Source organism: Sphingobacterium sp. BIGb0165 (genome assembly GCF_024810095.1).
GTDB classification, from domain to species: Bacteria; Bacteroidota; Bacteroidia; order Sphingobacteriales; family Sphingobacteriaceae; genus Sphingobacterium; species Sphingobacterium detergens.
The window spans coordinates 209222-225096 of the sequence record NZ_JANUEB010000007.1 but is presented as its reverse complement, the minus strand read 5'-3'; the positions used below and the strand labels follow the sequence as shown (position 1 = coordinate 225096).

The 15875-nt window shown below is 40.8% G+C and carries 11 protein-coding genes; 5 read left to right on the top strand and 6 right to left on the bottom strand.

What is annotated here, in order from left to right:
- Window position 1: 1 nt before the first annotated feature.
- From M2408_RS17575 to M2408_RS17560, 4 genes are all read right to left on the bottom strand, one after another.
- Complete coding sequence (locus tag M2408_RS17575) at window positions 2-1078, bottom strand: hypothetical protein (protein ID WP_259183857.1); 1077 nt, start codon at window positions 1076-1078, stop codon at window positions 2-4.
- Between the two features lie 330 nt (window positions 1079-1408).
- Window positions 1409-2638, bottom strand: a complete 1230-nt coding sequence (odhB, locus tag M2408_RS17570; protein ID WP_259183855.1) for a 2-oxoglutarate dehydrogenase complex dihydrolipoyllysine-residue succinyltransferase — start codon at window positions 2636-2638, stop codon at window positions 1409-1411.
- 63 nt (window positions 2639-2701) lie between these two features.
- Window positions 2702-5443 carry a 2-oxoglutarate dehydrogenase E1 component gene (locus tag M2408_RS17565; protein ID WP_259183854.1) on the bottom strand — a complete coding sequence of 914 codons (2742 nt, stop codon included), beginning with the start codon at window positions 5441-5443 and terminating at the stop codon, window positions 2702-2704.
- Window positions 5444-5624: 181 nt separating this feature from the next.
- Entirely contained in the window at window positions 5625-6881 is a 1257-nt protein-coding gene (locus tag M2408_RS17560) for a deoxyribodipyrimidine photo-lyase (RefSeq protein WP_259183851.1), read from the bottom strand.
- Window positions 6882-7415: 534 nt separating this feature from the next.
- Between M2408_RS17560 and M2408_RS17555 the strand changes: the two genes are divergently transcribed.
- The 3 genes from M2408_RS17555 (at window position 7416) to M2408_RS17545 (ending at window position 10763) form a co-directional block, all read left to right on the top strand.
- The gene (locus tag M2408_RS17555) at window positions 7416-8285 is read left to right on the top strand and encodes a hypothetical protein (RefSeq protein ID WP_259183850.1); all 870 of its coding nucleotides are present in this window, start codon (window positions 7416-7418) and stop codon (window positions 8283-8285) included.
- A 230-nt stretch (window positions 8286-8515) separates the two neighbouring features.
- Window positions 8516-10354 (top strand): UbiD family decarboxylase, encoded by a 1839-nt coding sequence (locus M2408_RS17550; RefSeq protein WP_259183848.1) that lies wholly within the window; start codon window positions 8516-8518, stop codon window positions 10352-10354.
- Between the two features lie 73 nt (window positions 10355-10427).
- Window positions 10428-10763, top strand: coding sequence for a HopJ type III effector protein (locus tag M2408_RS17545; protein ID WP_259183844.1), 336 nt, complete (start codon window positions 10428-10430; stop codon window positions 10761-10763).
- 142 nt (window positions 10764-10905) lie between these two features.
- Here M2408_RS17545 and M2408_RS17540 read toward each other — a convergent pair whose 3' ends face one another.
- Both M2408_RS17540 and M2408_RS17535 read right to left on the bottom strand, forming a co-directional pair.
- Entirely contained in the window at window positions 10906-11367 is a 462-nt protein-coding gene (locus M2408_RS17540) for a VOC family protein (RefSeq protein ID WP_259183842.1), read from the bottom strand.
- A gap of 225 nt (window positions 11368-11592) precedes the next feature.
- Entirely contained in the window at window positions 11593-12168 is a 576-nt protein-coding gene (locus M2408_RS17535) for a Crp/Fnr family transcriptional regulator (RefSeq protein ID WP_120262120.1), read from the bottom strand.
- A 237-nt stretch (window positions 12169-12405) separates the two neighbouring features.
- On the opposite strand from M2408_RS17535, the gene asnB reads away from it, so the two are divergent.
- Both asnB and M2408_RS17525 read left to right on the top strand, forming a co-directional pair.
- Window positions 12406-14094 (top strand): asparagine synthase B, encoded by a 1689-nt coding sequence (gene asnB, locus M2408_RS17530; protein ID WP_259183840.1) that lies wholly within the window; start codon window positions 12406-12408, stop codon window positions 14092-14094.
- A 166-nt stretch (window positions 14095-14260) separates the two neighbouring features.
- Window positions 14261-15826, top strand: a complete 1566-nt coding sequence (locus M2408_RS17525) for a M20/M25/M40 family metallo-hydrolase (protein WP_259183838.1) — start codon at window positions 14261-14263, stop codon at window positions 15824-15826.
- Window positions 15827-15875: the final 49 nt, after the last annotated feature.

Below are 15875 nucleotides of genomic sequence, written 5' to 3'. Positions count from 1 at the left end.
CTTAATTCGTTTGCTGTTTTTGAAACTTGATCCGGATGCTTCTATCGATGACAAAAAGAATCAAATCATAGAAGATATAGTATAATGGCATGCTGACAATGAATAATAAAATAAAGCCCCGGGCGTTATGCTCAAAAATACCATTGATCATGTAATTTGCCAAACCGGTCCAAAACCAGCAAAAAATATTGAATGAACCAGGTACAATCAGATTTCCAATGAGCAATGCGTAACGGTAGCGGCCGGTTTTGTACTTTTTGTAGATGTATCTGATGTGAAAATAAAATAGTACAAGAGAGCTGATCAAAGCAAGGAGCTCAGGGCTGATCCAGAGGATTGCGCCTGCTAAAAATGAGGTCTTCCCCCCAACTTCGATTTTAAAACTGTCCTGTTTTCCGACGGATTCAATGGTCCAATGAACGAGTGTGTCAGTTTGCTGTTTTGGAACGCCCAAATTCTGTGTGTAAACCTTCATTTTATTCCCCGTATGTAGGTACAGATCAATCGGCCCAAAGGAAGACCAGTACTTCGAAGGAAATAGGAGGTATTCAATTTCATATTTTGTAAGGATATCCCGTCGGTCATAACCCATAAATGCACGGTATTGAATTTTGATGCTGTTTTCACCCTTATGAAGTTTGGCTGTAAAATAAAAGGCGTCATTCAGGTTAATTTGTTCCCATTCCGCATTCCCATAGCTGATCTCATAATAACCATCTTTGAACCGTAAGAACGGTAATTTGGGATTTTTTTGATCCAATGAAATGGATTTAATCTCTTTTTGGTTAACAGTCACGTTTTCTAATCCATCTAAATTGAGGGCAAGGAATACCAAAGGGAAATCCATGTTTTCCTCCGCATGGATAATATACTCGATATTGAATTGGCTCTTATCCTCATAATCCAAGGTATCGCGTACAAGGTGTATATCAATTCGTTCGCGAAGTACTTTTGCTTTACCCGAAGGAACCAGTTGCGCTGTGATGCTATGGGGACCAAAAGGATTGGCCATGTTGGCAGAGAGTGCCAATGTAGCGAGCAAAAGAATAATCGTCAGACCTATTACCTTACTGTTCATAATTGTTTATTTAATACATCTTCCATTCCGCTGGTCAAAAAATGAACCTCGTTAGCTTATTTAATTCGCTGATAATTTATTAGCAAACAAATATTCACAGATGAAAGTATAAATTAAAAAGAAGAAATTAAAACCTTGATTTAGATTCGTAGGTAGAAATCTCACAAAAGCCGAAGTAGGTGGGCTAGGGAGAAGATAGCGGTTATGCCCAATTCATATTCGTAGAATCCCGAAGGAAAGGAAGTTTGGAGAAGGGGAGATAACGTACAATAAAAAAAACCTGTACGACAATCGTACAGGTCTTTTTTAATATTATAATTTTGGTAACAATTATACGCCCAACAATAAACGAGCTGGATCTTCTAATAATTGTTTTACACGAACCAAGAAGCTTACTGACTCACGACCGTCAATAATACGATGATCGTAAGAAAGCGCGATATACATCATTGGACGGATCACAACCTGACCATTCTCAGCGATCGGACGTTGGATGATGTTGTGCATACCCAAGATTGCTGATTGTGGTGCATTGATGATAGGAGTTGACATCATTGATCCAAATACACCACCGTTCGTGATTGTAAATGTACCACCTGTCATCTCGTCGATCGTTAACTTGTTGTCACGTGCTTTACCCGCCAATGTAGCAATCGCTTTCTCGATTTGCTCCAATGACATCGCATCTGCGTTACGGATAATAGGAACAACTAGCCCTTTAGGTGCAGAAACTGCAATTGAAATATCTGCAAAATCAGAATACACGATTTCATTTTCTTCGATACGAGCATTCACTGCTGGCCATTCTGCCAATGCTGTAGTTACTGCTTTTGTAAAGAAAGACATAAAACCAAGACCGATACCAAATTTCTCTTTGAACGTATCTTTATATTTAGCACGTAGATCCATGATCGGCTGCATATTGACTTCGTTGAAAGTTGTCAACATGGCTGTTTCGTTTTTAACAGCTACTAAACGTTTTGCAATAGTTTTACGTAAAGAAGATAATTTCTCACGACGCTCATTTCTGGAACCAGCAACTGGTGCAGCTGTAGCGGCAGGTTTTGCAGCTGGAGCTGCAGCTTTTGCAACAGGTTGAGCTTTGTCAGCATCTTCTTTTGTGATGCGGCCATCTTTACCTGTTCCTTTTATAGTTGAAGGATCAATTCCTTTTTCTCTCAAAATTTTTGCGGCAGCAGGAGAAGCTGTACCAGCAGCATAGCTGTCTGGATCTTCGTCTTTTGCAGCAGCAGCAACTGGAGCTGCAGTAGATGATGCCTCAGCAGCAGGTGCGGCAGCCGGAGCTGAACCACCAGCAGGAGCTTGACCTTCTTCAATTGTACAAACGACAGCACCGATTTCTAAAGTATCACCTTCTTGTGCAATGATTCTTAAGATACCTGCTTTTTCAGCTGGTAATTCAAACGTCGCTTTGTCTGACTCCAGTTCGGCGATGTTTTCATCCATCTCCACATAGTCGCCATCTTGTTTCAACCATTGTGATAAGGTTACCTCCGTGATAGATTCACCTACGGTTGGTACTTTAATTTCTAAGCTCATATATAATGTTCTTTATTGACAATTGCGTCCTATACATAAGACGCAATTGATTTTAAATTGTTTTTATTCGAATGATTTATTTAAGATCTCTGCTTGTTGAGCAACGTGTTGTTTCATATAACCTGTTGCTGTACTTCCGCTTTCTTTACGCGCTACGAAACCTGTAAATGCAATTTCAGTACCCATCAGTTTGCGGCAGTAGTAAGACCATGCACCCATGTTCTCATTTTCCTCTTGCACCCATACAAACTCTTTGGCTTTGTTGTATTTTTTACGGATCGCTTTCAAATGCTCAGCCGGGATTGGGAACAATTGCTCGATACGAACGATGGCTACATCCTTACGTTTGTCCGTTTCTTGTTTTTCCAATAAGTCATAATAAACTTTACCAGAACAGAACAATACACGTTTTACATCTTTTGCAGCTACATTTGCATCATCGATGACCTCTTGGAATACACCTTCTGTGAAGTCTTTCAATGGAGAAACAACTTTCGGGTGACGCAACAATGATTTCGGTGTAAAGATCACCAATGGTTTACGGAATTCGCGTACCAATTGACGACGTAACAAGTGGAAATAATTGGCTGGTAATGTACAGTTTGCCAAGATCATGTTCTCATCTGCACATAATTCCAAGAATCTTTCGATACGTGCCGAAGAGTGTTCAGGACCTTGACCTTCCATACCATGTGGAAGCATCATCACTAAACCGTTTGAACGTCTCCATTTTGTTTCCGCACTCGATAGATATTGATCTACGATGATTTGAGCACCATTGTAGAAATCACCGAATTGTGCTTCCCAAATTGTTAACGAGTTTGGATTTGAAGAGGCATAACCATATTCAAAACCTAAAACAGCATATTCTGAAAGTAAGGAGTTGTAGATCGAGAATTTGTCGCCACCTTTGATATTTGCCAATGGAATATATTTCTCTTCAGAATCTTCCAAAGTCAATACTGCATGACGGTGTGAGAATGTACCACGTTGTACATCTTGACCTGAGATACGAACACGGTTGCCTTGATCCAATAAAGTCGCATAGGCCATTAACTCTCCCATTGCCCAATCGTATGCATCATTGCTGATCATTTTTGCACGATCTTCAAACAGACGAGTGATCTTACGGAAGAATTTTTTGTCTGAAGGCAAAGTTGTAATCTCTTTCGCCAATTTCAAGAAAAGATCTTTTGCAACTTTAGTTTTATCCGTAGTTGTCGATACTTCTCCTTTTTTCGCCGGACGTAATCCTTCCCAGGCACCTTTAAACATCGGAAGATCTTCAGTCAATACTTCAATAGTTTTCGCTTCTTCAAGTTTAGTCTGCAATTCCGCCTTAAATTCTTTTTCTATATTTTTTGAATACGCTTCATCAATACTTCCTTCGGAGATTAATTTTTTCGCGTATACTTCTTTTGGGTTCGGATGTTTTTCAATGATTTTGTACAACAAAGGTTGTGTGAACTTCGGTTCATCAGCCTCATTGTGACCAAATCTTCTGTAACATAATAAGTCGATAAATACGTCTGTTTTGTATTTTTGACGGTATTCAACAGCCAAATTAATCGCATAAACTACAGCTTCTGCATCATCTCCATTGACATGGAATACAGGCGAAGAAGTGATTTTTGCAACATCTGTACAATATGTTCCAGAACGTGCATCTTTATAGTTTGTTGTAAATCCGATTTGGTTATTGATAACGATATGTACTGTACCGCCAGTTTTGTAACCATCTAGTTTGGACATTTGAGTTACCTCATAAACTACGCCCTGACCAGCGATTGCAGCATCACCATGGATAATGATCGGTGCAATTTTCGATGAATCACCATCGTATTTGAAGTCGATTTTAGAACGTACCATACCTTCTACAATTGGATCTACTGTTTCCAAATGGGAAGGGTTTGGCGCTAAACTCAAGTGAACCGATTTGCCATCGTTGGTTTTTACCTCTGAAGAGAAACCTAAATGGTATTTTACGTCACCACCGAAGTTTACCTCTGGATCGTCTGCATAGGTTTTACCTTCAAATTCCGAGAAGATGGATTTGTAAGATTTACCCATGATATTGGTCAATACGTTCAAACGACCACGGTGAGCCATACCGATTACAAACTCTTGGATGCCAATTTCTGAACCTTTTTCGATAACTGAATCCAATGCAGGGATTAAGCTTTCTGCACCTTCCAAAGAGAAACGTTTTTGACCTAAAAATTTAGTGCCCAAAAAGTTCTCAAATACAACAGCATGGTTTAGTTTGTTCAGGATTCTCTTTTTAGTATCCAAAGAGAATTTTGGCATATTGCGATCCGCTTCCATGCGGTCCTGCAACCATTTTATCTTTTCTGGATTACGGATATATTTGAATTCTGCACCAATAGAACGGCAATAGGTATCTTCAACCAGTTGACGGATATCTTTTAATGTTGCTGGACCTAAGCCAACTTCAACACCTGCATTGAAAACGGTGTTCATGTCTGCCTCAGCAAGACCAAAAGTTTCCAATTCCTTTCCAGGGTAGTACTTACGTCTTTCGCGAACAGGGTTAGTGTGAGTGAAGAGGTGGCCACGGTCACGGTAACCGTTGATCATGTTCAGCACATTGATTTCTTTCAATACGTGCTCAGGAGTTGCCTCGCCTACTGAACTTGTTGTTCCACCAGCATTTTGACCGAAATCAAAACCTTCAAAGAATTTTTGCCATCCGAAATCTACCGATTGGGGATCTTGCTTGTACGATTGATATAAGCCATCGACATAAGCCGAATCAGCATTACTCAAATATGTCAGATTGTCCATTTACAATTAAAACTATGAAATTTGTCAAAGTTATGAATAAAAAAAGAGTTTCTAATACTGAAATTGAATAATTTAATCAATAAATCTATCCAATTCTTAACATTTTTAGCATGATTTAAAAGCGCCCTACAGGGCCCTACAAATTTCTTTTGTTTTGAAATTATTTATTTCTGCCGAAGATTTATTTAGCAAATAATTCATCCAATTTTGGAAGACCATTTGGGAAGTTGGTTTTGATCAATTTCTGCCAGTCCAAAGCCTTGTTATCCTTTTCACTGGTGCCTACGCCAGCGACGTGGGACCATTGCCCGTATACGGTGGCTGGAGAATAGTCCAAAAGCTGTTCTTCAAACCAGGATGCTCCCTTTAACCAATTGACCTGATATTCATGTACCAGATAACTGGCGGCGATCAGTCCCGCCTGATAAGGGATATAACCCGTCTTTTTCAATTGTATCATGGTACTATTGATAAAATCATGCGCTGTCTGACCGGATTTCCATTTCTCGAATAGATCCTCATTCATCGTTAACGCCGGAATATCTACCGTAGTACTGTTTTTTGTACCCAGCGATTTGAAAAATACATTAGGATATTTTTTGAGCATAAAACGGAAATAATCCCGCCAAAGTAAGATATCTATTATTTTTTCAAATCGTTTGTCTTTTTTTCCTTCCCCTAATTTTTTAATGTTGTTGTAAAGAAGGATCGGGGATAAAGCTCCAGCAGCGATAAACGGCCCCAATATGACAGGATCCTGCTCCGTTTCCGGATAAGTGGACAATACCGAATGCATAATACTCAATGCCGTATCCTCTCCGCCCAATATATAGATGTCATCAACAGATTTAATCTCCTCATCTGAATAGCCCAGGTCCTTTAAGGTTGGGATCTTGGTGTCCTCAAGATGCGGAGGAGTCAGGAAATTTGAGGGAAAAGGAATCGGTTGACGTACCGAACTCTCACGTTCCACCTTTTTCTTGAAAACGGAAAATCCATTTGGAATATCTTTGATCGGAAAAGGAAGATCTTCTTTATGGTAAAGTGTGTGTCCAATAAAATGACGGAGGTTGATTTTGCTGCTCCAAAGTTCACTCTCCACTTTTTCAGAAATAGAAGTCTCGCGTAGTGCAACTTCCCGATGATGATAGACTTCATTGACCTGATATTTTTGGGCAATACGCGGGATAATATCTTCCGGCTTGCCAATATAGGTCAGTAGGTCACTTCCATGGCTTTTTAATTTTTCTTTTAAGGCAGTGACGGCTTCGATCACAAATGCGGCACGCAGTACACCTGTATTTAAATTGCCAAATTGATTGCGGTCAAAATAACGGGGATCAAAACAATAGACAGGAATGATGAAGGAACTCTTCTCAGAGGCTTGATAAAATACCTCATTGTCATGAAGTCTTAAATCATTTCTAAACCAGATCATTGTAGCCCTTTTGTCCATAGAGGTGAAGATAAATACTTTTTAGTGCAGCCTATTTTCAGAAGATTTACAAATATATAAGGATATTGTGTTTGTGAAAATATTTAGGCGTGAATTGACATTAAAAGGACAAAGAAGTGGTTTTAGACAGAATTGTTGTATGTAATAAATTTCTGACAACAGTTTCATTTACTTAAATCATGTATAGAAAATAGCCTAAATGATCAATGATTGCTCCTTTATTCGGAAAAACATTTGTTCAAATAGAAAAATAAAAATAGTGTTAAACTTATTTGAGGTTTCTCTGTTCTAAAATTAGGGAATTATGATCGTAGTTAGTCAACGTATTTGAAGAGAAAAACATCATGGGCTTTGCAATCTATAGGACAGTTAAAATAAGATTCAGCCGATCGTCTGGTTACTCATTAGAAACCGCAGAAGGTGGTTTGATGCTTACCTTAAAAATAATAATAAAAAAATGACTGCAACTAGCACATTTATACCATTGAAAGCGAGTGCTCAGAAATAATAATAAGAATGAAAAAGGTGTTAATTAGTGGGCTAAATACCTATTTGGGACGACGGGCGTCATGTTATTTACAAACGAAGGATTTTGATGTTACAGGTTTGGTGCGCAACTTATCCATTTTTAATAAAATCGTGAAGGAGAAGGTGACTGCAAGACTTTTTGAACTTGATTTGTTGCGGAAAGGCCCCGCTTATGATAATTTTCAGATCAGTGACCTGAACTTCGGAATATATTTTACGCAAGTTCCGACCTTGGACAACGATATCCAACTCCAGCTGGAACTACTGGGGCTCCGTAATTTTGTTGAAATCTGTAGACGGGCGGGCAATAACCGTGTAATCTATGTGGCCCGGCTGATGGATGAACATTTTTTAGAACCTGTTCGGAATCTATTGGAAGCTTTGCGCGTACAGTATACCATTGTTGTGAAGAGCAGCGTCATTGGAAAGGAAAGCGTGCTGAATCGAATTTTTGGTAAGTTGGCTAAACGGCAAACGATATTCTATTGGAACTGGGTGGCCTCCCTGAAATTTCATCCCTTACCTTTGTTGGATGTCTACCGTTGGCTTCGGGAAATGCCCTGGGAAGGTAACTTTATATCCGAGGTGATTTACCTCGGTGGACATGAAGAGGTAACGTTTAGAAACTTATTTTATCAATTTCTCAATTATACTTCTGATACACAAAAGCGTGAGATCGGCGTAAATAAATTTTTTGCGAAGCTATTGCTGAGCAGGTTCAACGATATCAATAAGGAAGATATCGATGAATTTAGACGAGTGCTCTATTATGAAAAAAATGTGGACAATTCAACTTGGCAGAAGGTCCAGTCCTTTGAATTTACGCCACTGAAAGCCTATGTCAGTATGGATACCTGATTTTTTCTGAATTGTCTAATAGCCAACGAAAACCTGCAATATGCTCCCTTTTAATGCTTTTTTGCCTGCTTTTGGTGCTTTTCGCTGTAGGAGTTTTTTGGGTTTGTGAGCTTATGATATTTATGTAAAGCATTTGTAGTCCCAATGGAGATAAACAGGGATGAATAATTATTTACTTCTAAATTATTCTGTTAAATTTGTGGATTAACGCGTTGATACAGATTTAATATATGGGATACAATAGTCTAGCAGCATGTGTTGCGGATCTTGAAAAACATGGTCATTTAATCCGGATTAAAGAGGAAGTCGATCCTTACCTCGAAATGGCTGCAATTCATATGCGGGTGTTTGATGTCGAGGGGCCAGCATTGTATTTTGAAAATATCAAAGGTTCGGAATTTCCGGCTGTATCCAACCTCTTTGGTACATTGGACCGTTCGAAGTTTATGTTTCGTGATTCGTTGGATCATCTTAAAAAGTTGGTGGATGTTAAGATGAATCCAGGTGCTGTGCTAAAAAATCCATTTCAATATATCGGTTCATCCATGACTGCTTTAGGTGCCTTACCTTGGAAAAAGAAGTCGGGAGCTCCAATCCTACATGGTAAAACAAGCATCAGTAAGCTTCCTCAAATTGTTAACTGGCCAATGGATGGTGGTGCTTTTGTCACCATGCCACAGGTCTATACGGAAGATGTAAATAAGCCGGGGATCATGCATGCCAACCTAGGGATGTATCGGATTCAGCTTTCAGGCAACGATTATATTCCGGACCGGGAAATAGGATTGCACTACCAACTGCACCGCGGAATCGGTATTCATCAGACAAAGGCCAATGAACTTGGTGTGCCACTTAAGGTAAGTATTTTTGTGGGTGGCCCACCTGCGCATCCTCTGTCTGCAGTCATGCCGCTGCCAGAAGGCCTTTCTGAAATGATTTTCGCTGGAGCCTTAGGCAATAGACGGTTCCGCTATTTTTATGATGATGAAGGTTTTTGTATTTCGGCGGATGCAGATTTCGTGATCACGGGAACTGTTTATCCCAATGAGAATAAACCGGAGGGACCTTTTGGCGATCATATTGGGTATTATAGTCTGACGCATCCTTTCCCCTTGATGAAGGTGCATAACGTATACCATAAGAAGGATCCGATCTGGTCATTTACAGTGGTAGGACGACCACCGCAGGAAGATACAAGCTTTGGAGCACTTATTCACGAAATCACAGGGGCGGCAATTCCTCAGGAAATCTCAGGCCTGCATGCCGTCAATGCGGTGGACGCGGCAGGAGTACATCCCTTATTGTTTGCGATAGGATCAGAGCGCTACACACCTTATCAACGTGTGGACCGTCCACAGGAGATTTTAACCATTGCCAATCAGATTCTTGGAAAAAACCAACTGAGCTTGGCCAAATATCTTTTTATTTCGGCATATGAAGATAATCCCACATTGGATATCTATGATATTCCAGCATTTTTTGGACATATTCTCGAACGGATTGATCCTGCGCGGGATCTTCATTTTCAGACAAATACGACCATAGATACTTTGGATTATTCGGGCGATGGATTAAATGCGGGTTCGAAGGTAGTATTTGCCGCTGCGGGGACAAAGAAAAGGGAGCTTGCACGGGAGTTGCCTGCAAATTTTGATCTGCCAAGGCCTTTCAACCAAGCGAAGCTGGTGATGCCGGGTGTCTTGGCGATCGATGGAAGGGCTTTTACGACCTATGGAGATGAAGCTGAGATAATCGGGGAATGGTGCCGCGCGGCTAAAGGGTTGGCATGGGAAGGTTTTCCACTGCTGGTGCTGTGCGATGATGCCAGCTTTACAGCGGAGACTGTCAATAACTTCGTTTGGACAACCTTTACGCGGAGTAACCCAGCATTTGATATCTATGGAATCAAGAGCTTTACTACGTTCAAACATTGGGGCTGTGAAGGACCGATTATTATTGATGCACGGACGAAACCCCATCATGCACCAGCATTGATTAAAGATGGAGCTGTTGAAAAACGGGTTGATCAATTGGGCGCAAAAGGTGGATCGCTCCATGGAATTATTTAGAAATTCAGTAGGAAAGGCTAAATACAAAGAACTTTAATAAACAATTAGCTTAAAGTATATACAATTTAATCGGATGAAAACAGAAGAATTATTAACGAAGTCAAAGGGAAGCCAGCTTCAATTTCAGGAAGTTTTGGATCATATCGCAGAACAGTATACCTATAGCCCGACGTCATTTCAAAATGGAAACCTGAAAAACTCGGCAACTGAAAATCAGGGAAGCGCAAAAGTATTGTATTTTGCCAAACTAAATGATCTTTCAGTCGCAGATACCCTGGTTTTGTTTGCAGAGCATTATCAGAATGTATTGGATAACCCCGCAGGTGAGGGGCATCAAAATATCCGCCAGTTTATGGCAAATGGCTGGGATGGGGTTGTTTTTGAGGCTGATGTACTGACTGATAAATAAGTCGGGAATGTGATCATTCATTTGAGTCAAATATAAGCCGACAGCCATTGGAGGATTTGTACACGATCCGATCAAATATATAGGGGCCTCGAAAGAAGCCCCTATTTTTGTAAACTAATTTATAGTACAGCGCACCTGTCTATTAACTTTTGCTTTCGCAATCTTCGTCTTTGCTGCCACCAAAATAGACCATCCAGCAGATGCCAAACTGATCCTGGAATGAGCTGTAGAGTTCGGCAAAAAATGTTTCTCCCAAGGGCATTTCCACTACTTTTGCATTGACGCTTAATGCCGTATGTAAGGTTTTTGCTTCCTCAGCATTGTCACACATCAACATCACATAGGTATTATTGCCCTGTACGTACTGCTGACCGAAAGCTGGAACGACGTCCGCCCCCATAAGCATGCTCTCGCCATTGATGGAAATAGCTGTATGACAGATTTTGTTTTTGGCCTCATCTGGAATTGCTGGCATTTGTGGATCTGCAGGGATATCACCATAACGCATGTATCCCGGATTTTTGGTTTGAAAGACCTTCTCATAAAATGTGAAAGCCTCTTCACAGTTACCATCGAAATTTAAATAAGCGTGTAATTTTGCCATGATTTCTAATTTTTGAATATATTGATTATTTCTTGATGCGTATCTTTTCACATTAATGCTGCTAAAAGACCCGCGTTGTACTTTATCTTCTCAAATTTCTCCCCAATGAACAGTAACCAGGAGGACTGTCTTTGGACGTGAAGATAAAATTAAGCTGAAGTTTTGATAAAAATCTTGTCCTAAGGCAAGATTTGAAAAATGGACCTTCGCTGACAAGAAAAATCTTTAATTGCCGTGAACAATTTCCTTTCGGATACGGCTCAATGAGGTATCTGTGATGCCGAGATAAGAGGCGATATGTTTTAAAGGAGCCTGCTGGATCAGGATTGGTTTTTCTTTGATCAGACGCAGGTATCGGCTGGTCGCGGGTTCGGTGATCATGGCAATAGCTCTGTTTTTGCTGTGTACCAGTTCTGCCGCCATCCATGAACGCCCCCATTCCCGAAATTCAGGGATACGATGAAATAGTTCCTGATGATCTTCAAATCGTATTTTCCAAAGCTTGGTGTCCGTAAGCGCCTGAATATTTTCCACTGTGGGCGTACGCTGGAAAAAAGAGGCAACTTCGATAACCACATCGTTGTCACTGCAAAAGCCGATCGTGACCTCGTTGCCTTCGTAGTCGTGCAAAAAAGATCGTGTAAGACCGTATTCTATTAAATAGTAGGCATTTGAAACCTGTCCTTTGTGTAGTATAAAATCACCTTTTTTTATCGTAATGGCTTGGTGTTTCTCTTTTATGGAATTCAGTTCATCAGGCGTAATTGCGAGATCACTGTAAAAAGTTCCTATTAGATCCATGTCCTTGGTTTATTTGATTACTAAGTGAATTTAATGATAAATCTTGAAAGCCGTTGTTAATCTATTGTGTGATTATTGTAAATAAATAGTTGTTTTGTTGCTAATTTTATTTGTTTAAATGATGTTTTTTAATAAAAACACAATAAAAATTAAAAATTATTATGAATTTAGTTTTTAATTGTTTTACTTTGTGTCAAGAACATAATGTAAAAACGAAATATTTAAAATTTTCATAATATGTGTGGAATTATTGGCGCTTTTGAATTGAAGCAACCTGCAGACTCATTGAGATCCCAAGTATTGGAAATGTCAAAACGTATTCGTCACCGTGGTCCAGATTGGTCCGGCATATTTACGGGCGAAAAGGCTTTATTGGCCCATGAGCGACTAGCTATTGTTGACCCGAAATCAGGTAGTCAACCTCTGTACAGTCCGGATGGCAAAGTTGTATTGGCTGTAAATGGCGAGATCTATAACCACCATGAATTAAGGAATAGCCTTCCGGATTATGCGTTTGCGACACAGAGCGATTCGGAGGTAATATTGGCATTGTATTTAGCCAAGGGGCCATCGTTTGTCGATGAGTTGAACGGTATCTTTGGTTTCGCATTATATGATTCGCGTGATGACTCATTTTTTGTTGCCCGTGACCATATGGGGATTATCCCATTGTATTACGGAAAGGACGAGCAAGGACAACTGTTTGTCGCTTCTGAATTAAAGTCTTTGGAAGGTTTCTGCGAGACGATCGAGCAATTTCCTCCGGGACATTATTTATATAGTAAAGAAGGTACAGCACCGCAACGTTGGTACCAACGCGATTGGGAAAGCTATGATACAGTGAAAGATAATGAGACTGATATCGCCGTATTGCGTAAAGCATTGGAAGATGCAGTACACCGCCAATTGATGTCTGATGTTCCCTATGGTGTATTGCTTTCGGGAGGTCTTGACTCTTCCGTGATTGCAGCGGTGACCAAAAAATTTGCATCCAAACGTATTGAAACGGATGATAAAGAAGATGCCTGGTATCCACAATTACATTCTTTTGCCGTTGGCTTGAAAGGTGCACCTGATTTAATTGCAGCACAAAAAGCTGCTGATCATATTGGAACAATCCACCATGAAATCAACTTTACCATTCAGGAAGGCTTGGACGCCATCCGCGATGTAATCTATCACCTGGAGACCTACGATGTGACGACTATCCGCGCTTCGACTCCGATGTACTTACTGGCACGTGTGATCAAATCCATGGGCATCAAAATGGTGTTGTCTGGTGAGGGATCCGATGAGCTTTTTGGCGGCTACTTATATTTTCACAAGGCACCTAATGCCCAGGAGTTTCACGAAGAAACAGTTCGTAAACTGAAAAAACTCTACCTCTATGACTGTCTACGTGCAAATAAATCGCTGGCAGCCTGGGGTGTCGAAGGACGTGTGCCTTTCCTGGATAAAGAATTTATGGATATTGCCATGCGTATCAATCCATCCGATAAAATGATCCGTGATGGTAAAATGGAGAAATGGGTCGTGCGTAAAGCTTTTGAGGATTATCTTCCGGAAAGCATCGCTTGGCGTCAAAAAGAACAGTTCTCGGATGGTGTCGGTTATAGCTGGATAGATACCTTAAAAGAACAGGCAGAAAGTAAGGTTTCTGATCAGGAGTTTGTTGCAGCAGCCGAACGTTTCCCAATCAATACACCAAAAAACAAGGAAGAATTTTTGTATAGAACAATCTTCGAATCGCATTTTCCTTCTGCAGTTGCAGCACAGACTGTTCCTTCAGTAAAATCTGTTGCTTGTAGCACACCGGAAGCCCTTGCTTGGGATGCTTCTTTCCAAAATCTGAATGATCCATCTGGAAGAGCGGTAGCTTCTGTGCATCAGGAGAGCTACGAAAAATCCAAAGTGGAAGCTGTGTAGATAATCAACCAACCATATACTAATGTTGTAATAGGGGTGTCCAATGGCATCCCTATTTTTTATATAAACAGGCCCCCATGAATATGTTTTTTGAATTATCTTTAGTAATTTTCTAAAAAAACCAAACCAGCCGAACCTATGGAATGGTGAACTAATTAAATTACAAATGAAACGATATACTAAACAAAGAAATTTGAAGTCTTTTGGGTTGGCATTTATGCTATTGAGTTGCTCAGCGATTTTTGCACAAAATAAAGATGCCGTTGTTGCGGCTATTGTCCAGGAAGCTCAGGCAAACTCACAGCTCGAAAACTATGCTTTTGAACTTGTTGATATGATCGGTCCTCGTTTGGTGGGGAGTCCACAGATGCAGCAGGCACACGACTGGGTAGTCAAACAATACACAGCACTTGGTGCGGATGCACGAAATGAACCTTATGGAGAATGGCGTTCCTGGGAAAGGGGAACCTCAGCGGTAACGATGACCTATCCACGGATCAAATCTCTCGAAGGGACACAATTAGCTTTTAGCCCGATGACGAAGGAAAAAGGTGTAGAAGCAGATGTGGTGGCGATGCCCCTGTTTAGTTCTCAGGCTGATTTCCAATCTTGGTTAAAGTCGGTAAAAGGTAAAATTGTCCTGATTGGAATGAACCCGATCTCGGGTCGTTCGGATGCCAACTGGAAAGAATCTGCCTCTGCCCGAAGCTATGAGAAATATCAGGCTTTAAAGAACGGGCAGCTCAAGCAATGGGAACTCAGTATGACCTATACTGAGAGTACACGACGTACACTGCCATTGGTATTGGAAACCGCTGGTGCTGTAGGTGTGATCGATTCTTACTGGACCGAACTTCCGGGGCTTACACGGATTTTTGATGCGAAATCGAAGCAGATTCCTGTTTTTAATATTGCTTTGGAGGATTATAGTCTCCTGTACCGCATGGCCGCGCGTGGTGTCAAACCGCGTATACTCTTGCAGGGTAAATCCAGGGAACTTGGTACAGCGAAGACTTATAATAGCATTGCCGAAATCAAAGGAAAAGAGAAGCCCAATGAGTATGTAGTTTTGTCTGCACATTTAGATTCCTGGGATGGGGCTTCTGGTGCGACAGACAATGCAACGGGGGTGATTACGATGATGGAAGCAGTTCGTATCCTGCGGAAAGTATATCCCGAAAATAAAAGAACGATCCTGGTCGGCAACTGGGGGAGTGAGGAACAGGGCTTGAACGGCTCGTCGGCTTTTGTGGAGGATCATCCTGATATCGCAAAAAATATTCAGGTGGTATGGAATCAGGACAATGGAACGGGACGTATTGTGCGTATCGGTGGTAGCGGTTTTGAAAAGGCGTATGAATATATCGGCCGTTGGTTACAATATCTACCCGAAGAATTTCGCAACGAGATCCAGACCAGCTTTCCGGGAATGCCGGGAACGGGTGGAAGTGACCACTCTTCTTTTGTACAAAAAGGAATTCCGGCCTTTGGCCTTTCTTCCACTTCTTGGGATTACGGAAAAGTAACCTGGCATACGAATCGGGATACCTACGATAAAATTGTCTTCGACGAAGTCAAGCAGAATGCGATTATTGTTGCGGTATTAACTTACCTGGCTTGTGAAGAGCCGGAATTGGTGTCAAGAGAGAAAATAGTATTGCCTGTGGATAAAACCGGTAAACAAATGGAATGGCCAACGAATTTACTGTCCAAAAGGACAAGCGGTAATTAATAATGAAACAGTTTTTTGTGTATTAAATAGTTTGTTTTTACGAGTGGTC

Excerpts from the sequence above, each read along its gene's own strand:
- asnB (WP_259183840.1), top strand. The coding sequence starts at position 12,406 with ATGTGTGGAATTATTGGCGCTTTTGAATTGAAGCAACCTGCAGACTCA.
- M2408_RS17525 (WP_259183838.1), top strand. The coding sequence starts at position 14,261 with ATGAAACGATATACTAAACAAAGAAATTTGAAGTCTTTTGGGTTGGCA.
- M2408_RS17565 (WP_259183854.1), bottom strand. The coding sequence starts at position 5,443 with ATGGACAATCTGACATATTTGAGTAATGCTGATTCGGCTTATGTCGAT.
- M2408_RS17540 (WP_259183842.1), bottom strand. The coding sequence starts at position 11,367 with ATGGCAAAATTACACGCTTATTTAAATTTCGATGGTAACTGTGAAGAG.
- M2408_RS17535 (WP_120262120.1), bottom strand. The coding sequence starts at position 12,168 with ATGGATCTAATAGGAACTTTTTACAGTGATCTCGCAATTACGCCTGAT.
- M2408_RS17560 (WP_259183851.1), bottom strand. The coding sequence starts at position 6,881 with ATGATCTGGTTTAGAAATGATTTAAGACTTCATGACAATGAGGTATTT.
- odhB (WP_259183855.1), bottom strand. The coding sequence starts at position 2,638 with ATGAGCTTAGAAATTAAAGTACCAACCGTAGGTGAATCTATCACGGAG.
- M2408_RS17555 (WP_259183850.1), top strand. The coding sequence starts at position 7,416 with ATGAAAAAGGTGTTAATTAGTGGGCTAAATACCTATTTGGGACGACGG.
- M2408_RS17545 (WP_259183844.1), top strand. The coding sequence starts at position 10,428 with ATGAAAACAGAAGAATTATTAACGAAGTCAAAGGGAAGCCAGCTTCAA.
- M2408_RS17550 (WP_259183848.1), top strand. The coding sequence starts at position 8,516 with ATGGGATACAATAGTCTAGCAGCATGTGTTGCGGATCTTGAAAAACAT.
- M2408_RS17575 (WP_259183857.1), bottom strand. The coding sequence starts at position 1,078 with ATGAACAGTAAGGTAATAGGTCTGACGATTATTCTTTTGCTCGCTACA.